The following is a 20,247-nucleotide window of genomic DNA, read 5'->3' on the forward strand; positions in this document are numbered from 1 at the left end:
AAAGCTCCAAACACATAACGCATGAACTGCTTTTGTAGGGTGGGTAGAGCGCAGCGAAACCCACCATGTGCGCAACTTTCATAGACGGTGGGTTTCGCTACGCTCTACCCACCCTACGAATATGCGACTTTTCTAGACGTGGTTCAGCACTGAACGCCAAAGATAGAACGCAAATGTCCGTTGAGGAATTTGCCGGTGGGGTCAACACTGCGACGAATATCCTGGAACTCCTTCCAACGCGGATACAGCTTGGAAAGCTGCGCAGCATTCAGCGTGTGCAATTTGCCCCAGTGTGGGCGACCTTCGTACTTCCAGAAAATCGGCTCGATCTCGGCGAAGAAAGGTTGATACGCCATGTCGTAAGACTGATGCACTGAGATCGCGCAGCTATCGCGGCCGCTGAACATCGACAAAGGAATGTCGTCAGCTTTGACGTAGCGATATTCCAGCGGGAAGAAGCTATTGAGGTTCTTCTCGCGCACCAGCTTCATGATTTCACGAACACATTCAGGGCCCGCAGCAGCCGGAACTTCGTATTCCATTTCGTTAAAGCGCTGATCACGTACGTTCGCAAAAACCTTGTACGAGATGTCCTGCACTTCAGGGAAATCGATGTGCTTGACGAGGAAGTTCAGCAACGACGCATGCGCGTCTGGATGATTGCGCAAGAAGGTGTTGGCCATCGACAACTTACTGACTTTGTCACCGTCGCCGCCCGTTGGAAGTGGCATGACTTTGGTGTCAGTGGTTTCGTTCTGCGCCTGTGCGAGCGATACATCGGAGTGCAGGATTGGCGAAAACTCGAAATGATCGTTGTCCTTGACCAGACGTGGAATGTCTTCAATTAATTCGTCAGTGTTTTGCACCCACTGCTTCTGATTGAGACGGAACGCTTTGCGATTCTGCAGTTTGACGCGCGTGATGATGCCGAGTGAGCCGAGCGATACGCGAGCGGCGTTGAACAATTCTGGCTGGCGATTCTTGTCCAGATCGACAATATCGCCATTGGCTTTGACCATGCGCAGGCCAACGACATTGCTGGAGTAAGAACCGAACTTGGGGCCAGTGCCGTGCGTTGAGGTAGAGATTGCACCTGCGAGCGTCTGGTAATCGATGTCCGCCATGTTCAGTAGTGCTTGACCGACTTTCAGCAGTGGCTCGCCCATCTGCGACATCGGCGTGCCAGCGCCAAACTCTGCTTGCAAGGTTTTAGGATCGTGACTCAGCAGGCCGCTGAAATTGCTCAGCGAGATCAGCTTGCCGTCGGTGGGGATCAGCGGGCTGAAAGAATGTGAAGAGCCAACGGCGCGCACATTCATATCGCGCGTTGCTTTCAACACGCTGGACAATTCATCTTCGGTCGCTGGCGCCAGCTTCGCAGCAGGCAAGCAGGTCTGTCCGCCAGACCAGTTCTTCCAAGGAATCAGGCGTTCGCGCGCAGCTTGCGCCACGCTCGATAAGCCACCCGTGCCTGCAAGCGCAGTGAGTGCGCCGATCTGTTTAATCAGTTGTCTGCGTGTAAGTGCCATGACGATGCCTTTATTTGCGTCTGTATTACTTGAGCTGTGAGCCCGACATGTATTCGATCAGCGCGGCAAAATCTTCTTCCGTGCACTGTGTGCAGCCACCCATAGGCGGCATGCTTCTGTAGCCATTGATGCTGTTATTCAGCAGCGCTTCGCGACCTTTATAGAGACGGCCTGACCAAGCTTTGGTGTCGCCCGCTTGCGGTGCGCCCGTGCCCGGAATGCTGTGGCAGTTGTGACAGGTCTGTCCGTAAAGCTTGATCGTTGCGGGTGTTGCAGGAGCAGCAGGCGCCGCTGGTGCTGCGGCCGGAGCAGGTGCAGACGTACCACCGCCGCAAGCAGCGAGCGTCATCGTCAGAGCGATTGCGACGAACGCATTTCGAATATGTGTTGAGTACATGATGTTCTCCTTACTTGGCTGCGATGACGCCGGTTGCGCCAAACAGCAGCGCGGCATCATTGTTGCCGACTGCGGCAGCGGTTAAAGGCGCGCGATCTGCGCGCTCGTGCATTACAAAAGTTTTTCCAGCGTCGGTACTGCGCAGCGTGGTGCCTGCAAGTCCAACCACCAGCACATCGCCGTTGCTCTGCTGCACAACATTGGTCAGCGACTGTTGCGTGCCGGAGGGCACTTCAGTCCACGTCGTGCCTTGATCAACGCTGTTAAAGATGTGACCGCGCTGGCCGACAACGAGCAGGCTGCCATCTTTGAGCTGCAAGCCAGCCCAGAAAGATCCGGGGTTGCTGGTTTGAATGGTGGTCCATGTCAGACCGCGATCTGCAGAGCGATAAACCAAGCCTGCTTCACCCGCGACATAGAGCGCGCTATTGGCATCGCCGAAGATGCCGTAGAGGTGATGATCCGTAACTTCGCCTGATTCAATCGTGAGTGCGCTCCAGTGAGCGCCGCCGTCAACGGTTTGCACAGCGTTGCCGAACAAGCCGACTGCAAAACCATTCTTGGCATCGTTGAAGCGAATTGCGAACAATGGCTTGTCGCCCGCAAGATCTTCGCGTTGCAACGTCCATGTTTCGCCGCTATCAGTGGTGTGAATAATCACGCCATCGTGACCTGCAGCCCAGCCTTGCTTATCGTCGATGAAACTCAGACTGGTGAGCAGGGCTTGTGTAGGAACAGTTTTGGCTTGGCGAAATGTTTTGCCGCCGTCGTCTGACAACAGCACGATGCCGTGATCACCGACAGCAACAACACGTTGACCTGCGCGTGCAGCCGCAAGAATAGGTGCCTGTGATGCGTGTGCAACGGCGACAGCAGGCTTCTGTACGGAAGCTGCAATCGCGTGACCACCCACGCAAAGCAGGGCAACAGCAGCGGCGATAAAAGTTTTTTTCATGATCATGGCCGTACTCAGTGATTCATCAGGCCGGGTACGCGCACTGGGCCGCGGCGCGGGAACAGACGTTCAAGCACCACCGCGAATGCAGGCAGCGCGGTAATAGCCATGATCATGTTGACCATGAACATGAACGTCAGCAGCTTGCCCATATCCGCTTGGAACTTGAGCGCCGAGAAACTCCATGTCGCAACACCAACAGAAAGCGTCAGCGCGGTGAATACGGTGGCGATGCCGGTTTCTTTCAGCGCGTGCTCAAACGAAGAGACGATGTCTTCGCCAGCCGCCAAATGTTGTTGCAGACGGTTGTAGATATAGAAGGCGTAATCGACTCCGACACCGACTGATAGCACCATCACTGGCAACGTAGCGACGGTGAGGCCAATGCCCTGCCATTTCATGAAGGCATAGCCGAGGAAGGTGGCGACGGTGAGTGGCAGGCAGCAAGCTAACATTGCGCGCCAGTCGCGATACGCCAAGAACACCAGCAACACAATAGCGCCGTAGACGTACAGCATCATCGGTAGTTCGCTGTGTTCCAGCACTTCATTGGTTGCCGCTTCAACACCGGCGTTGCCACTGGCAAGACGGAATTTGACGCCTTCCATCTGATGCGAAACGCGGAAATCTTTGACGGCATTGACTACGCCATGAATCGTCGTGGCTTTGTGATCGGTCAGATACAGATTGACCGCCAACCACTTGCAGCCTTTGCCGCGCAGCGCCGCAGCTTCCTGCGCTTGCGCGATGATGTAGTCCAGCGTCTGGCCATCACGCGGAACCGTGCCCATCAAAGGAATGCCTTCGTTGAGGCCGACGTTATAGAGCTTGGTCAACGAAGCAATCGATTCTGCAGACACTACGCCGGGAACGTTCTGCATCTCCCAGCCAAATTGATCAACCAACTTCACCAGCTCGACATTGCCGCAAGATTCTTCTGGCGCTTCGACAACAACGGTGAGCCAATCCAGGCCAATATCAAACTTGTCCGCGACCGCGCGCGAGTCTTGGTTGTAACGCGCATCGGCGCGCAGTTCTGGCGAGCCCGGCTGCAAGCTGCCGACAACGCGATCACTTGACATGGTGACGGCGCCAAAGAAAACCAGCAGTGTCAGTCCCGACATGATCCAGGCATTACGCGGCTTGGCGATGCGTGCAATCACCGTCATCCAATCGCCGCGATTGTCACGACGTTCTTGTGAGCGACGGCTCCAGTCCTGCGTCACCGTCGAGTAGGACGCGGCGAGTGGCAGCATGATCAGGTTGCTGACGACTTTATAAGCGACACCAATCGAAGCAACGATCGCGAGTTCGCGAATCATTGGAATTGGCACCAGCACCATGGTGATAAAGCTCACCAGTGTTGTCGTCAGTGCTAGCACGCCGGGAATCAGCAAGCCGCTAAAGCTGCGACGTGCGGCGTCGTACATCGAATAACCGCCAGCGACTTCACGAACCATGAAGTTGATTTGCTGTACGCCATGCGAAACGCCGATGGCGAAGATCAGGAACGGGACAAGGATCGCGAGTGGATCAAGACCCAAGCCGAGCAAATGCATGGTGCCGAACTGCCAGATCAACGTCGTCATCGAGCAGATGATTTTCTGAAAGGTCAGAACCCATGAGCGGCAATACCAATAGACCGCGAGAATCGTCAGCAGCAGTGCAATCGCGCAGAACAGCAATACGCCCGATGCGCCATCTGCGATATCGCCTACGACTTTTGCAAAGCCGATGATCTGAATTTCAACATCCGCATTTTCAAACTTGCCGCGAATCTGTGCTTCGAGCGCGTGGCCCAGTGCGATGTAGTCGAGTGGTTCGCCTGTGCGTGGATCAGGATCTTGCAGCGACGCTGCGATCAAAGCCGCAGAACCATCACGCGCAACCAATTTTCCCATGTAGCCGCCTTCAACAACGCGGCCACGAATCTGTGAAATCACTTCCGGTGTCAGCGCATCTGGCGTTACCGTGCCGCTGATCAGAGGATCGGCTTTAAAGCCTTCTTCAGTGATCTCGGTGACAAAGATGTTCGGCGTCCATAGCGAAGTAACGCTGCCGCGATTCACGCCCGGCAAGAACGTCAGCGCCTGCGTTACATCAAGCAGTGTTTTTAGCGAGCCTGCGTTCCAAATATCGCCGTGGCGTGGATGCACGACCACGGCGATGCTGTTGGCGTCTTGCAACTGATCACGGTAGGCATCAAATGTTTGGATGTACTCGTGACCCGAGGGCAACATCTTGTCGAAGCCTGCAGAGATGCGCAGCTTCGAACCTTCCCAAGCCATGAACACCGTGAGCAGCGCAAACACGCCCAGCACGACGCCGCGATGTGCGAACAAAAATTCTTCGAGGCGACGAACAAAGGCGGTCAACATAGAAAATTTCTCAGAAGTTGTATGCGGCCGACAAGCTGACGAAGTCACGATCCGCTGCCATGTTCTGCGAGCCACCACCGGTGTACCAGGTGTAGGCCAGCGCAGCAGTGATACGGTTCTGACGATTCAGGTTCAGCGTTGCGGTCGCAGCTTTTGCACCACCCTGCCAAGGAAGCGCATTCGGTGAATTGCCGTATACGCCGTGTGACCAGTCGATCTGCGGCGACCAGTTAAAGCCCGAGTTAAACGCGTTCGGATAAGTCACAGAGCTGGAAATCACATAACCAGCAGAGACTTTGTCCGGCACTGCATAAGCAGGCAGCGACCATGGAATGCCGCCGAGTGGCTTGAGGCCAGGGAAGTAGGTCACGCCTGCTTCAGCGAGAAACACACCTTCGCTAGCGCCGAATACCGGAAGAATCCACTGACCGATGCCGCTAGTCGGCGACATGATTTGCAGCGCGGTGGATTGCGTCTGCCACTTCTGTTCATTCACCCAACCTTTGCAGTAGTGACCATTGGCTTCGCCGCCGTCGGTTACGCAGGCATACAGCGGTTGTTTGCCGGCAGCGGTTGGAACAGAGGCATCAATCGCAGTGGCTTCACGTGGGCGATACGACACTTCTGCGCCGATGGCCCAATCGCCTGCGTTGAAGTTGGTGGAGATGCCAATCAACTCACGATTTTTTGGGAACTCGATTTTGTATGCAGCAGAAACTGGATTGTTGCTCGCGTACTTGGGATCAACGACGTAGCTGATGAAAGGAATCTTCTCGCTGTAGTTGAGGTAGTAAATACCAAAGCTGGCGTCGGTCCATTCAGGGCTGTAATGAAACGAAAGACCGAACTGACCGTTGCTGCGTGGTTCTTTCATGCTCTCAAGCGGCAATGCTGTGCCGGTGGCGAGTGCAGCATTCACCAACACAGTGGCGAAGGGACGACGAATCAAACTGTTTGGCGTGTCCGGATCACCGGGATGTTGCAAGCCAGAGAAGCCATCAATCAAACGTGGGCCAACGGCGCCAGTCGTCATCAACTGCGCTTTGGTCAGACCCGTGCCGCCTGGATCGCCAACAGTTCCTGCAGCCGCAGGCACAATTAGGCCTGCAGCAAGAAGTGCAGCGCCTGCCGGATTCGCTGCAACGCCAGCATTGATCGCTGAAGTCGGAAGGAAGATCGCGCCATCGTTGCCCTTGCCAGCGATATCAGCGCTGGAGAAGTAAGTGCCGGTTGGATCCAGCTGGAATCCATTCCACTTCCACTGCCAGTAGCCTTCAAAGCTGACGTTATCAATCACGTCTGCACTGAGTGAGATCATCGGCGCAGGACGGAAAATTTCTTTGAGCTGCGTGCCCGGCACATGTGCGCGACGGACGTCAATCGAGTTAGCCCAGTTGATGCCGCCGAGGACGAAAGTGCTTTCGCCCCAGCTGATCACTTGGTTGCCGATACGGATGCGACTGTTGTGGCCGTACAGGTCAAAGTTTTTGCTGACGTACAAATCCAGCATCTGGAAATTGTGAACAGCCAGTCCGCGCGCATCGCCGTTGAGTTCGGTGCGACGGGTGTGATCAACGCTGAAATCGTAAGACTCGGTGAAGCGAACAAAACCCGTCCAGTCATTCGGCGCTTTCACGAAGAGTTCGTGTGTGCCTTTGATCACCTGCGAAAAGATGTCGTGCTGGTTGTAGTTCAAGTCACCGTTGTCGGTGTTGATGAAGAACGCATCTTGGGAGGCTTCAGGCAACTCCGCGCCGATCGAAGCGCAACCGCCGTTATCGCGTGCGATCAAGCGACAGCTGCGATCCTGCATGCGCATCGACACGCCGTAAGAAAACGTCGAGTCGAAACTGGCCTGCACATCGTCAGTGATACTGAACTTAAAGGCCTGCGCCAGATTTGGGCTCATCGCCAGTACGAGAGCGGAACCCAGCGCCGGTATGACCTGGCGCTTCAATTTTTGTTGCTTCATCACGAACTTTCCCCTTACGTGAATTTGCTTTCATATGTCATCCCGAACGTAACGTTCGGGCTGACATGACTAGATTTAGCGTGAACCTGCGCGGCGCAAAAAATCTTCGCTGAACATGTCTGGCTTCAGGCGTCCCTGTGCACCTGCGAGCCAATCGGTTTCTGGCTGACCCAGCGTGAAGATGTCGGCGAAGTAACGGCCGCTTGGCAGGTCATAGCTGACGAAGTCTTGGCTGGCATCGCAAGCGCCGATTTCCCAGATCGGCGTCACGCTACCTTCCTGCACGCGCTGCATCTTGCCCTGCGCGTCATACATATCGACAACGATAATTGCCCAAGTGTCTTCGTCGATGTAGAACACGCGCTTCGGTGCAGAGTGACGCTGGCCCGGACGAACCGTGGCTTCCACTTTCCACACGCGGTGCGTTTCATAACGACGTGCATCTGGATTGATCTGATCAAGACCGAACATGGTCTTGTCGGTGAAGCGCTTGCTGTCACGCAGTGAGAAGCTGTTGTACTGGACGATCATCTCTTGCTTGCCGATCAGCTTGTAGCTGTAACGATCGAGCATGCCGTTGTACATCCACGCCTGATCGACGTAATAGGTATTTTCCAAGCCAATCAGCGGTGCGTCATAAGCGTATGTCGAGAGCTTGCGAACGCGGCGTTGGCCAGGGAAATACTGCCAACCTTCGTTGGTGGTTTGCAGTTTGTAAACGCCAGCGAACAACGTGCCCGCGAGTGCAGCCGGTGCGGTGCTTTCTTGGAAGAAATAGAACTCAACGCCGTTGGCATCAGCAATCGCCTTGGTGTTGGGAGATTGGAACGGCACCAGATATTTGGCGGTGTATTCCAGTTTGAGAAAATCTGAAGAGCCTTTACGTGGCGACAGCATCGTGTAGTTCGGTTCGATGCGGCCTTGGCCTTCGTAGCGCAGCTTGTGATTCCAGATCAGCTCAACGCCGTTGCTCGGAACCGGGAAAGGAAAGCCGGAGCCGGTTGCGCTGCCGAGTTGAAAGCCATCCGCAGCCATCTTGGCGATCTTGGCGTTTTCTTTGGTGCGCTGATAAACGATATCGGGATAGCCGCAAGAACGATGCGTTGGATACACATCCATGCGATAGCCCTTGATGGTCTTCAGCAATTCAATCTGACCGGGCGAAAGCTTGGCTTGGTACTGCGCGGCGTTGGCGGCAGTGATGGAGTAAAGCGGTTTTTCAGCTGCATAAGGATTCGGGCGCAGCTGGCCGATTTTCCAGCCCGCAGGTGCTTGCATGGAGCCACCGGTCCAGGCTGGAATGCTGCCGTCCTTGTTCGCGGCTTTCTCAGCGCCTACCGGCGTGAGTGTGCTGCCGAGTTTGGCGATATCTGCGTCTGATGCGGCATAAGCGCCACAAGTGAGCATTGCCGCCGACGCTGCCAAGAAAATCTTGCTGAACTTCATCATTGTCCCTTTCCTCTATTGATGACTGCCGTATTTATTTGCCACTTGGCGGCAGCGTACGTGAATGAGTGTCTACGCAACAACGTGCAAACGCGAGGGCCGCAAGGGCCATACGGGGTCGCTATGACGGCCACGCCGGTGTAAAAATTGTGCAAAGAAATCAGCTATTCGCGGCACTTTGCTAGATCAGCCCGCAGTGATCGGCTGCGCCAGAATCCACAAACCTGCCGCGGTGAAGACCACCATCAGGAATAGCATCGGAATCTGGCTCAGCACGGCTTTGCCGCGAGTTGGAAAAACTTTCAGCGCTTCAACGTGGGCCAAATAGACGCTGACGATATGGCCAAACAAGATCAGGCCGACTTGGCTGTGCCAGACCAAACCCATCGCCGGAAGAATTGGCGCGCGATAGCGTCCTGCAGTGCCAAACAAATTCCAGCCCATACCAAACGGATCTGAAAACAGGCTGATGATCTGCACGCCTTGCGTGAGCAGCAGCGTGTAGTAGTGCGTCATGTTGTAGACCAAAGCGATCGGCAACAGAGAAAACGCAAAGCTCAGCGCCAATTCACGCAATGACAACTTGCTGCCGGTAATCAGTTTGGCCAAGCCGATGAACAGCAGATAGAACGCCAGATAGATTAATGGCGACAGCAGCAGCCACAGCGTTTCATAAGCGACGTAATAAGGACGCAGGATCGCGTAAGACGCGATCGGCACCGTCTTCACCCACGGTGCGAGAAGGCCATATGGATCAGTCCAGAACAACATGAACCATGACTTGGTTGCGTGCAGTCCATCAAACGCGGTGGACGAGAGCATGAACAGCACAAAGATCAGCAGGCTCCAATGTTCCGCGCGCTCTTCCAGCAAGCCAGCAAAAGGCAGGCGCCAGCGCAGTCGACCTTCTTCGTAGTGCAGTGGCGACATCTTTGCAGTGAGGCGCAGAAACACGCTCATGAACTCGCAGTAGCGAAACCATGCCTGTGTGCCGATCAGCCATACGCCGAGCAAGTTGATGGCGCTGTAGATCAGCAACATCTTCGCCAGCGATGAAGGGCGATTGAACATGAAGAGTTCAATCCAGATGAAGCCTGCATACAACGCCAGGGCAGGCCAATACGCGAGTAATGCGGGATAACGCCACAAGCCCTGCGTGTAGCGCTTAAACACTTTGCCTAGCGCTTCGGCCATCACGCGCCAGGGGTTGATTACGGAATACAGATCACCAATCAGCGCCGTGATGTAACTAAAGCCCAACATGAAAATGACCCAGAAGAAGGTCATGTTGATGTTGCGATAAGGATCCTGACTGCCGAACAAGCCGGTGACGATGCACAGCCCCAGCATGAATACGCTGAAAAACTTGAGCGCAGAAAGAAGCTTGATGCGACGCAATGCGCGCATGAACTTCGACTGCGTTAAATCGCCACCCGGTGCTGCTGCATCTGAATGTTTAGGCGCTTGTAAAAAATAACCGACGATCAGGAAAGACAGCAGCAATGCTGCCGCTGCACCGTAGACATACATCCACAAAGGCACCGGCAGGTTGTAGAGCTTGCCGAATGAATGCGCCTGTACTGCACTCGGCGATAACGCGCCGAGTAGCAGTAAGGTTTTGCTTTTTGATGCCATTAATCGCATCGAAGTTTTATAGCCCTGTGGTGCGGAACGCAGGAGCAACCAAGCCGAGACCTGAATTTTCTGGCGCAGCGGGCAACGGCACGCCGCCATAAATCACTTTGCCTTTATTGTCTTGGTAAGTCAGCCAAGGAACCGTTTTTTGAGCGCCGACGCCGGGCTGTGTGTAATCACAAACGCCTTCTGGGAATAGCGTCTGCATCTTCGCCCACTGTGCGTCACTTAAACCAAACACGCCGTAGTTGTCAGCGCGATTCAGTGGTTTCAGTTGGCACTTGTTGACGTCGGTGGTAATCGCATCGCCAGCGACCATGCGTGGTGTTTCAAAACGCATCTGCACCAGCGTCTGTACCAGATTGATACCGCAGACGGTGCTGAGTAGCGGATCAACAATGAGGCCCGTGGCGGGATTCAACGCTGCATACAAAGTAGGCGAGAGAATTGGGCCGAGTACTGGACCAAGAATCGGATCAAGCAGCACGCCAGCGACTGGCAGGAAGAAACCATCCGGGCTCACGACGGAGTCGAGCTGTGTGCAACGGTCGTGAAGATCGCCGGGTTTGTTCTGCGCAATTTTTTGCGACAGCGGTACTTCGCGAAGATCAGGTTCGACTGCGGTCAACCAACGATCCATTGCCAACACAGCTTCGTTGGTGAACGTGGTATCACCAATGATCGGCACTGCGCCAAACCAAATTAAATGATTGGGATGCTGACCGTTCTGTTCACGATCCATGCGCGCACGGATCGCCCATGTGCGATACGCATCATGCGCGATGCCCGGATCAGGTCCGGTGAGGCTGATGATGGCGGTGTCTTTGAGATTGTTCGCAACGTTAATTGCGCCGCTGCGATACGCGCGACCGAGTGCAGCTTCGTCGCCTTTGAGGCGGTGTGCGACGGGTTGGATATCGACGTTGACGCCACCGATCTTGGCGTTCAAGTCGATAAACATATCCGGTGTGATGATGCCCTGCTGCAAGCTCGCAAGACCGTATTGCACGCCGACGTTATCAGCAGCGAGACCCGCGAAACCTTTGCCGAGTTTCTTTTCATTCTCCGACCACACATCTTTCGGACGCGGACCAAACACATTGATCATCGTGTCTGGAACAGCGCAACGAACGCCGCCCGGATTGGTCTCGGCGTTGTAAACCTGATCGGCGTTGACGTAAGCGATATCGCCGCAGAGATTGCTTGGAACAAATGCGCTGAAGAAACCGATGTCGCTGATGATCGCGTCAACCGGCAACAGATTGCCTTCAACGGCTGCCCACTGCAGCGGTGTCCAAACAACGCCGGTCGCCCACTTGCTAGGATCTTCAAAGTACGGACGCAGCAAGTGATAGTCGAGCACCTGCGTTGCGCTGGAGAAAGAATCCGGGAACGAGCACTGCGGCGTAATGCCTTGGTAAATACCCGGATAAGCATTGGCAACTTGTTGCTGCGTGATCGAACCGCCAGAGCAACCCGTGCCAACGCTGTAACGCAGTTCGCCATAATTTTCGACGACGCGTTCTTTGGCCATCATCAATGACTCGGCCTGCAACACGATGTTGCAGTTGTGGCCGTTGTTGTTGAGCGCAGTCGACATTGTTGCGTATCCGCGACTAATCGCTGCGGTGATGCTGTCGCCAGTGACAAACTGCAATTCAGGCGGGAAGGTGCCGGACTGATCTGCATTCGGTGCAACACCCACGCCATAAGTGGCGCGGCAACTGCCGCCATGACTGATCAGCAGTTTGTGATTCCACTGCGCTTGCGGTGCCCAAGGTTCCCAAGGCTGTCCGGGTTGGAACAAAGTTGCGATGCGATATTGATCGCGATCTTGATAGCCGGTTTCAACACGCACAATAAACGGCACGGTGACGCCTGTGTCCGTTGTTGTGTTGGCGACATCAGTAGCGGGATGCGCTGGATCGTAAGGCTGTAGCGTCAGAAACGGGATGACGGATTTATACAGATAGGTATAGACCGGTGCTTGATTGCACTGCGCATCAACGGCGGTTTCCTGACAGGTCCAAGGTTGTAACTGTGGGCCAGAAAAAATCGGGCCGCCGTTCGGATAATTAACGATGGCGTAGCTCGAATCGTTGCCACCCGGGATGCGTGCCTTCAGTACGTTGCGGCCGACTTTCATATCGGTGATCAAGCCCATGTAGCGGCCGTTATCACGCAGCGCAAATTGATGGGTCACGTCTTTGCCATTGAGCGACATCTTCACGGACGGAGCCGCGGCGCTGTTCGGCAATACCACTTCAATCAATGCATCGCCGCCACTGACCAAATCGGCGCGGTTCGATAAAACATGAATAGCGTCGCCTGAGATCGGGCCGCTGCTACCACTGCCAGTGCCGCTGTTCTCAACGGGAGAACTACGACTGCAGCTGATCAAGAAGATGGAGGCCAGCACGACAAATGCGATCTGCATTTTTCCGCGGCCCAGCAACGACAACAGGCCCGTGTGGGCATTGATATGACGCATGAAACTCTCCTCGCACCGCATTACCCGCCGATTTGCGACAAACCAGCAGCGGATACCACGCAACTTAAAAATGACTGTTGCTGTAGCTCCGCTTGCTGGGCTTACATCTTTCTTTTTGCTTAGCGATTAACGACTTTTTCCCACATCTGCAGATACGCTTCAGCTGAGTTGTAGAGCGCGTCGATGGCTTCTTGTCCGCCTTCGATGCGAGTCTCTTCAACGAAGTCTGGAACCATGCCGTACATCGCGGTGCCGTCGACATCGATATCCCAGTTCTTGCCGCTCTCTGGAATGGTCAACTTGTTTACCGTAATTGGCTTGATGCCTGCGGCAGCAAACTGTGGGCCCCAACCTGGGCCGCTGAACATTGTGAATGGATATTTCACCGGCGTTGAGCCTGCGCCGCGTGGCGTTGCCAGACCACCAAAACCATTGCCATCAAAGCCGTAGCCTTCTGCCAATGGACGACCTGCTGGCCAGATTGGTTTCAGACGCTGCAAAAATTCTGCCTGACCACGACCGTTAGGTTTGTATGGATAAATGACGCCGCCAAGATTGAGAATGTCTTTGGCCATCTCCACCGAGAGACCGCCGTGTGCGCCGTGCATCGATACCAATGGATAGCCTGGCTTCTGCGCCTTGGCCATTTCGATGATCACGCCCTTTTCCAGAATATCGGCGTGATCCACATCAATGATCATTTTTTTCTTCATGATCTGCTGCACGGCATAGCGACCGAGATCTGTAATTTCGCGCTTGTTGCACTGATAACCCGGCGGATAAATCGGCAACACGCCACCGGTGAGTGCGAACACCGCTTGCGTCAGTGGATCGTTACCGGTGCCAGGAATCGCCGTGGTCATCACAGCGCCTGCTTGATAGAAGTCAGCTTTGTTGCCGCCATCCGGCGTGCCGGGCGCTGCGGTCAGATAAGGAACTGCGGGGCAATCCTTGGTTTGCCAGAATGCACCGGTCTGCAGGAAGCCAATCAGGTTGAGTGCGAGCGGTGAAAAGATGCCGGTGCCGCCGAGGGCGCTGTTGACGTCATGTGCCGGATAAATCTGGCGCACGCCCATCGCGTAGAGGCGATCAATTTGTTTGTCGATATCTTCTTTGGTGCAACCAATCGTTTCGATCGGGCCGACATAGTTAACGGTGCAATCGAAAAGATCTGCGAACTCAACGCCAGGTACCACAGCGAGCTTGCCTTGGTTGATGACTTTGCGCGCTTCTTCTGGCGTTTCAACAATGCGATACCAACCTTTGCCCGGGCCACCTTCTTGCGCGTCGATGTAATCTTCGATGGCGTGCAAATAGCTGACCTGTTTCACGCCCACGGCCATGTCATTGCACTCCGACGTGATATTGCCGGGATTGGTGACGGTGACAAAAGTTTTTGCGAGTTCGCACAGTGCGTTGATGTTGGTGCCGAGGTTCACCTGCAAGCGCAGACCCGACATCCAAGCGCGTTCCACCCATTTGTAATACATGGCTTGGTGCGTGTTGGAACCGGCGGTTGGCCAACCAATGAATGAAGGCCAGCCGAGCGTTTCGTGTGGCGTTGGCGCGGTGTGAACAATGGTGTCTGGATCGAGCAAGCCATTGGGGCCGTGTACGCCGACGCAATTCTTCAACGCTTCAGTCACGCCGAAACGATGGAATGGCATGCCGTATAAAGCGCCGCCAGCAGATGGCCCGATGTTGCCGCTGCCATCCGACATTTCACTCGACATGCCCATATGCGTGTGACCATCCGCAAAACCGATCACGCGCTTATTAACGCCTTGTCCTTTGTAAGTAGCGCCTTCGATGTCCACCGGCATTTCTGGATACGACGTGCAGCCGCTTGTGGGAACAAAATTAAACGTGCCCGCAGTGTCAGACAAAATCAGTTTACCGCTGGCATCGGTCGCGAGTGACTTGCCTGCTGATTCAGATGTGATCGTGTACTTGCCGTTTGACGTGGTGTTGATCGTCCAGTTGGCGGCCTCTGATGGCGCGTTTGCACTGCCGACACCGCCGCCGCTGACGGCGATCATGGTTTTATCTTTGGCGTAGCAAATGTATTTGCCCAAGCCTGTGGGTTTCAGATACAGCGGTTCAGCACCGGCAACAGCAGGCGCAGTCGCGGCGTAGCTGCCATCACTGCCTTGCACTTCAAATGCATTGGCGGAAACAGACTTTAGTGCGAAGCAACCGTTGGCGAGGTCGTAGCGTGATTCCGGAGTTTCTGGGATGCCCGGCGTGACGCTTTGATCGGGCGCGCTCGATCGACTGCAAGCGCTCAAGCTCAGCAATACGACAGCGCTGATCGTCCAGAATTTGAAATGACGCATGAAAAATTCCCCAGTGATTTCGCAAAGACAGTCCGCTTGAGCCCCAAGCAGACCGTTACGATTTTTAGAATCTATATGCAGATGGCTAAAGCCGCCATCGGAATAGCTGAGGCTAGGTCTATGAACCCGTTGTCGGGAGGGCCGTTGCGGCCTCTTGTGGGCGCAGCGACGGACAAGTCACGCCCAAAATGCTGTTTTATATAAAAATTATATAAACAAAAGGCCCGGCAGCGGATGCATTCCACTGCCGGGCCTGTGTTTGATGCGTTTAGCGATTAACGACTTTTTCCCACATCTGCAAATACGCTTCGGCTGAGTTGTAGAGCGCGTCGATGGCTTCTTGTCCGCCTTCGATGCGGGTCTGTTCAACGTAATCCGCGATCAAGCCGTAGTGCGCCGTGCCGACTTCGTCTGGATTCCAGCTCTTGCCGCTTTCTGGAATCGTCAGCTTGTTCACGGTGATCGGTTTGATACCCGCCGCAGCAAACTGCGGACCCCAACCTGGACCCTTGAACAAGGTAAACGGATAAACGATGTCACCCTTTGAGCCTGCGCCACGAGGACCGGCGTAACCACCGAAGCCGTTGCCGTCAAAGCCATAACCCATCGCGAGAGGGCGACCTGCTGGCCAGATCGGTTTGATCTTCTGAATGAACTCCGCTGCGCCCTTGCCGTTCGGTGCGTATGGATAGATCACGCCACCGAGCTTGAGCACGTCAATCGCTTGCTCTTGACTAATGCCGCCGTGACCGCCGTGCATCGACACCAGTGGATACTGCGGCTTCTGCGCTTTGGCGATGTCGATGATGTCTTGCTTGATCGACAGTTCTGCGTGATCGATATCGATCACCATCTTCTTCTTCATGATCTGTTCGATCGCGTAACGACCCAACTCGGTGATGCCGCGCGAGTTGCACTGACGACCCGCTGGATACACCGGCAATACACCGCCGCCCGCCGCGAACACGGCTTGCGTGAGTGGATCAGAACCCGTGCCTGGAATCGCCGTGGTCATCTCAGCGCCTGCGTTGTAGAAGTAGGTTGGGCCTTCGCCGCCTCTAGGACAGTTGTAGGTTTTCCAGAACGCTTGCGTCTGCAGGAAGCCGATCAGGTTGATCGCCAAACCATTGAAGATGCCAGTGCCGCCGAGTGCGCTGTTCACATCGTGGAAAGGATAAATCTGACGTACGCCGAGTGCGTAGAGCTCATCGAGTTTTGTATCGATGTCTTCCTTGGTGCAGCCGATCGATTCAATCGGGCCAACAAAGTTAACGGTGCAGTCGAAAAGATCTGCGAACTCAACACCAGGCACGACTGCGAGCTTGCCTTCGTTGATGACCTTGCGAGCTTCCGCCGGGCTCTTAACTGGCTGATACCAACCTTTGCCCGGGCCGCCTTCTTGTGCGTCGACATAATCACGAATCTCGTACATGTACTGCACCTGCTTGGTGCCGATGCTCATGTCGTTGCAGTCAGGAATCGGCGTGCCAGGATGTGTGGCGCCGATAAACGCTGCGCCCAACTCGCACAGTGCGTTGATGTTGGTGCCCAGATCGACCTGCACGCGCAGGCCTGCTTTCCAAGCGCGCTCGACCCACTTGTAGTACATGCCTTGGTGCGTGTTGCTATCGGCGGTAGGCCAGCCGATAAACGTCGGCCAGCCCGGCGTTTCATGCGGCGTTGGTGCGGTGTGGATGATGGTGTCTGGATCAAGCAAACCATTCGGGCCGTGCACAGCTTCGCAATTCTTCAACGCTTCGCCAACGCCAAAACGGTTGAATGGCATGCCGTAAAGAACGCCGCCTGCAGAAGGACCGACGTTGCGACTGCCGTCCGACAATTCGCTCGACATCATCATGTGCGTGTGGCCGTCAGCAAAACCGATCACCGGCTTGTTAACGCCTGAGCCCTTGTAGGTTTCGCCGTCGATATCGACCGGCATTTCTGGATAAGGCGTGCAACCAGTGGTCGGCGCAAATTTGAAAGTGCCCGGCGCATCCGACAGCACCAGCTTGCCGCTGGCGTCCGTGGCTAAAGATTTGTTGGCTGATTTTGAAAACAGCGTGTACTGGCCGCTGCCGGTGGTTTCGATCGTCCAGTCTGCTGCATCGGATGGCGAACTGACGCTGCCGACATTGCTGCCGTTGGCGGCGAGCATGGTTTTATCCGTGGCGTAGCAAATGTATTTGCCGAGCGCAGTCGGTTTCAAATAAAGCGGCTCACCATCGGCGACGGCTGGCGCTGTGGCTGCGTAACTACCATCGGTGGCATGCACGGCATGCGCGTTGGCAGCGACGGATTTGAGCGCGAAGCAACGATTCGCGAGGTCGTAACGCGTGACTGGCACCGACGGCACGCCGGGCGTCACGCTCTGATCAGGTGAACTCGATCGACTACACGCGCTTAAGCTCAATAACACCACGGCACTCGTGGCCAAAAATTTTAAATGTGTCATCAACAATTCTCCCCGCACGATATTTCGTACTGTTACTCAACCCTGATCTACCGGGCCGGCCAGTACGGTTTATAAAAACTTAATTCTGATATTCATCGCAGGCTCAATGCCTGTATTCGCTTGGACTAACGCCCGTCCAGCGCTTGAAAGCGCGACGGAAATTACGCACGTCGCTATAACCGGTTTCGATGGCGATGCGTTCCACCGCAACGCTTGAGTGCGTTAGCAAACTCAGCGCTCGTGTTTTGCGTACGTTTTCTACCAAGGCTTCAAACGACATGCCGCCCGCAGCGAGACGTCGGCGTAAGGTGCGGCCCGACATATTCAGTTCGCGTGCAACGTCTTCCAGCGTGATGCCTTGCATCAGCGTTTTATAAGCGGCGCGTTCAACGGCGCTACAGAGATCGTCTTTGGCTTTTTCTTGCTGCGAGAAAGTTTCCAATAACTCCAGCGCTTGATGCAGGCCGAGCGGATGGTGCGTCGGCACTGGCAGTGCCAGCAGTTTGGCGTCGAAGATGAAGCGATTGCTGGCGGCGCCGAACTTTACTGGCACGCCGAACACTTGCTCTGCGAACTCGGCGTTACCGCGTTCGCTGTGAACAAACTCGACCTGCGTCAGTTGGGCGACGCCACCGGTGAGGGCGCGTGCGTAAGTCAGCGTGCTGGAAAAAGCCTCTTCAGTGATGAAGGCCTGAATTTCCGGATCCGGGAAGTTGTGCTCAAGCTCCAGCCAGACTTGTGGGCCAGCAATACGTAGATCAACGCGATAACCCAGCGCGCCAGTGAGCACCAAATGTTCGAGTCCGAGGCCCATGGCATCGCCGAGTGTTTTGCACATCGCCATGGCGTGACCGATCAATCCCATTGAGCCGAGTGTGCCGCGTGCGCCCAAGGTGAGGCCGAGTGAAGGATCAGGAATGGCGGCGAGCGCGCGTTGCACCATCAAATTGGCCTGACGATACGAAACGCGTGTGGACGGTTTGCTCAGATCTTCAACGCTAAAGCCGAGGCCACGGCACAAGTTTTCCGGCTGCACGCCGCGCTCAGGCGCGATCATCGCCAGCGCCAGCAGCAGGTCCGTCGGAAAAATTGCTTCGTCGTAGCGCGGGTCAGCCAACGCTCATCTCCATATAAGTTTTCATTCTGTATCTACGTGACGCAAGACACAACGAAAAAGAGCCAAAGACGGGTAGTAATAATGACTGTGTCAGCGTGGCCATTGAAGTCAGGCCGCGTTGATATGACACTTAAGACCTACATTGGGAGTGCCAGATGGCCAACAAACAAGCGGATGAGTTGCGCAGCAAACTCAAACCCGGCGCGGGCTTGGAGTTTTTAAACGAACTCGATAAAGACAGCCTCACGCTGCTCAACAAGGGTTTGGACGACGCCAAAAAAAGCGAGCATCAGGCCTTGGATAAAGCCATCGAAGGCTCGATGACGATGATCCCATTCCTGCTTCGCGGCGCCTTCAAAAAGATTCTGTTCCCATGAGCCAACTCTCCACCCGCGCAGAAATCATCAAGCTGGCGCGCTTGCTCAAGCTCAAAGAAGCGCAGCTCGCGAGTTTGGAAAAATACGAAGTGGCGCAACTGCGTGATTTACGCGAGCGCATGTCTGCCGCGCTATACGACAGCAGTCGCCCTCATTTGGTGCGCGTTGCTGCGGCAACCAAGCTGATCCCAATCGCGCTAATCGCGGCGATCGGCGAAAAATTCTACGGTCCTTTGCTGTGTGCACGCGTCACCGGCCTGATGTCGCCAGAGCGCGCTGCCGAAGTCGCAGCAAAACTGCCCGCAACATTTCTCGCTGACCTCTCAATTGAACTCGATCCGCGCAGCGCAAAAGAAGTGATCGCGCTGTTGCCCGCAAGCCTCGTTGTCACTGTCGCCAAAGAAATGCTGAAGCGCCGCGAACACATCACGATGGCGCGCTTTGTTGACGTGCTGTCGGACAAAGTCATTCGTGCCGTGATGGACATCATCAAAGACGATCGCGCGTTGTTGGAGATCGCTTTCTTCGTTGAATCGCCAGATCGGCTCGAAGCACTGATCGGCATGATTCCGGAAGAACGCCTACGCAGCATCATCGTCACCGCAGCGAATGATGAAAATAATCTGTGGCCAGAAGCGCTGTCGATGATGACGCAAGTTGGCGACAAACTACGCGGCAAGATGGGTGACATCACGGCGAGCCTCAGCGACGAACAGTTGTCTGCTGTGATTGCAGCCGTTGAACGCGGCGGCATGTGGAGCGCGTGGGTTGGGGTGTTGTCGGCGATGAGTGTGGAGTCGCAGCGACGTGTGCTGATTCTTGCAGATGTTGAATCGCCGGAAGCGTTATCTGCGTTGGCGACTGCGGCGAAGGAGCATGGTTTGTGGAATCAGCTTTTGCCGTTGCTCAAGTTTATGAATGATGCGCCTAGGAAGCAGCTTGAGGATTTGTTTGAGAGCATCAAGAGCACTCTCAAGAACATGGGCTGATACGTCGCGGTTTTTGCTTGTCATTCCCGCGTAGGCGGGAATCCAGTTCTAGCTTTTTACGCGCTTCGCGGGCTACTGCCTGTTGTTTTTTGAGGTGTCGTATTTCGCGCTGAGGCGCGAGTGACTTTTCTTTGCGTGCCCAAAGAAAAGTAACCAAAAGAAAGGGCACC

At 55.0% G+C, this 20,247-nt stretch carries 13 protein-coding genes; 2 read left to right on the plus strand and 11 right to left on the minus strand.

Annotated features, from left to right (window positions below):
* Positions 1-143: 143 nt before the first annotated feature.
* The 11 genes from CJD38_RS09210 to CJD38_RS09265 all read right to left on the minus strand — a co-directional run bounded on the left by CJD38_RS09210 (position 144) and on the right by CJD38_RS09265 (position 18,711).
* Positions 144-1,535 carry a D-arabinono-1,4-lactone oxidase gene (locus tag CJD38_RS09210; protein ID WP_107940040.1) on the minus strand — a complete coding sequence of 464 codons (1,392 nt, stop codon included), beginning with the start codon at positions 1,533-1,535 and terminating at the stop codon, positions 144-146.
* A 19-nt stretch (positions 1,536-1,554) separates the two neighbouring features.
* Positions 1,555-1,926: a c-type cytochrome gene (locus CJD38_RS09215; RefSeq protein ID WP_161554200.1), complete on the minus strand. Its 372-nt coding sequence runs from the start codon at positions 1,924-1,926 to the stop codon at positions 1,555-1,557.
* Between the two features lie 10 nt (positions 1,927-1,936).
* Positions 1,937-2,887 carry a WD40/YVTN/BNR-like repeat-containing protein gene (locus CJD38_RS09220; protein ID WP_107940042.1) on the minus strand — a complete coding sequence of 317 codons (951 nt, stop codon included), beginning with the start codon at positions 2,885-2,887 and terminating at the stop codon, positions 1,937-1,939.
* A gap of 8 nt (positions 2,888-2,895) precedes the next feature.
* Complete coding sequence (locus CJD38_RS09225; RefSeq protein WP_107940043.1) at positions 2,896-5,259, minus strand: efflux RND transporter permease subunit; 2,364 nt, start codon at positions 5,257-5,259, stop codon at positions 2,896-2,898.
* Between the two features lie 10 nt (positions 5,260-5,269).
* On the minus strand, positions 5,270-7,231 hold the full coding sequence (locus tag CJD38_RS09230; protein ID WP_107940044.1) for a DUF1302 domain-containing protein: 1,962 nt from the start codon (positions 7,229-7,231) through the stop codon (positions 5,270-5,272).
* A 75-nt stretch (positions 7,232-7,306) separates the two neighbouring features.
* Positions 7,307-8,680 (minus strand): DUF1329 domain-containing protein, encoded by a 1,374-nt coding sequence (locus CJD38_RS09235; RefSeq protein ID WP_240783579.1) that lies wholly within the window; start codon positions 8,678-8,680, stop codon positions 7,307-7,309.
* A 183-nt stretch (positions 8,681-8,863) separates the two neighbouring features.
* Positions 8,864-10,312, minus strand: coding sequence for a hypothetical protein (locus tag CJD38_RS09240; protein WP_107940045.1), 1,449 nt, complete (start codon positions 10,310-10,312; stop codon positions 8,864-8,866).
* A gap of 16 nt (positions 10,313-10,328) precedes the next feature.
* Positions 10,329-12,803, minus strand: coding sequence for a DUF6351 family protein (locus CJD38_RS09245; protein WP_107940046.1), 2,475 nt, complete (start codon positions 12,801-12,803; stop codon positions 10,329-10,331).
* Positions 12,804-12,922: 119 nt separating this feature from the next.
* On the minus strand, positions 12,923-15,139 hold the full coding sequence (locus CJD38_RS09250) for a peptidase M19 (protein ID WP_107940047.1): 2,217 nt from the start codon (positions 15,137-15,139) through the stop codon (positions 12,923-12,925).
* Between the two features lie 268 nt (positions 15,140-15,407).
* Positions 15,408-17,594, minus strand: coding sequence for an amidohydrolase family protein (locus CJD38_RS09260; RefSeq protein ID WP_146165964.1), 2,187 nt, complete (start codon positions 17,592-17,594; stop codon positions 15,408-15,410).
* A gap of 103 nt (positions 17,595-17,697) precedes the next feature.
* Positions 17,698-18,711, minus strand: a complete 1,014-nt coding sequence (locus CJD38_RS09265; RefSeq protein WP_107940050.1) for an AraC family transcriptional regulator — start codon at positions 18,709-18,711, stop codon at positions 17,698-17,700.
* Positions 18,712-18,866: 155 nt separating this feature from the next.
* On the opposite strand from CJD38_RS09265, the gene CJD38_RS09270 reads away from it, so the two are divergent.
* Positions 18,867-19,088, plus strand: coding sequence for a hypothetical protein (locus CJD38_RS09270; RefSeq protein ID WP_107940051.1), 222 nt, complete (start codon positions 18,867-18,869; stop codon positions 19,086-19,088).
* Positions 19,085-20,077, plus strand: a complete 993-nt coding sequence (locus tag CJD38_RS09275) for a hypothetical protein (RefSeq protein WP_107940052.1) — start codon at positions 19,085-19,087, stop codon at positions 20,075-20,077. The genes CJD38_RS09270 and CJD38_RS09275 overlap by 4 nt, the downstream gene beginning before the upstream one ends.
* Positions 20,078-20,247: the final 170 nt, after the last annotated feature.

Origin of the sequence: Stenotrophobium rhamnosiphilum, assembly GCF_003052265.1 — a bacterium.
Classification (GTDB): domain Bacteria; phylum Pseudomonadota; class Gammaproteobacteria; order Nevskiales; family Nevskiaceae; genus Stenotrophobium; species Stenotrophobium rhamnosiphilum.

Bases quoted from the DNA above. Each gene is read 5' to 3' on its own strand.
- CJD38_RS09215 (WP_161554200.1), bottom strand. From the start codon at position 1,926: ATGTACTCAACACATATTCGAAATGCGTTCGTCGCAATCGCTCTGACG.
- CJD38_RS09220 (WP_107940042.1), bottom strand. From the start codon at position 2,887: ATGATCATGAAAAAAACTTTTATCGCCGCTGCTGTTGCCCTGCTTTGC.
- CJD38_RS09225 (WP_107940043.1), bottom strand. From the start codon at position 5,259: ATGTTGACCGCCTTTGTTCGTCGCCTCGAAGAATTTTTGTTCGCACAT.
- CJD38_RS09230 (WP_107940044.1), bottom strand. From the start codon at position 7,231: ATGAAGCAACAAAAATTGAAGCGCCAGGTCATACCGGCGCTGGGTTCC.
- CJD38_RS09235 (WP_240783579.1), bottom strand. From the start codon at position 8,680: ATGATGAAGTTCAGCAAGATTTTCTTGGCAGCGTCGGCGGCAATGCTC.
- CJD38_RS09240 (WP_107940045.1), bottom strand. From the start codon at position 10,312: ATGGCATCAAAAAGCAAAACCTTACTGCTACTCGGCGCGTTATCGCCG.
- CJD38_RS09245 (WP_107940046.1), bottom strand. From the start codon at position 12,803: ATGCGTCATATCAATGCCCACACGGGCCTGTTGTCGTTGCTGGGCCGC.
- CJD38_RS09250 (WP_107940047.1), bottom strand. From the start codon at position 15,139: ATGCGTCATTTCAAATTCTGGACGATCAGCGCTGTCGTATTGCTGAGC.
- CJD38_RS09260 (WP_146165964.1), bottom strand. From the start codon at position 17,594: ATGACACATTTAAAATTTTTGGCCACGAGTGCCGTGGTGTTATTGAGC.
- CJD38_RS09270 (WP_107940051.1), top strand. From the start codon at position 18,867: ATGGCCAACAAACAAGCGGATGAGTTGCGCAGCAAACTCAAACCCGGC.
- CJD38_RS09275 (WP_107940052.1), top strand. From the start codon at position 19,085: ATGAGCCAACTCTCCACCCGCGCAGAAATCATCAAGCTGGCGCGCTTG.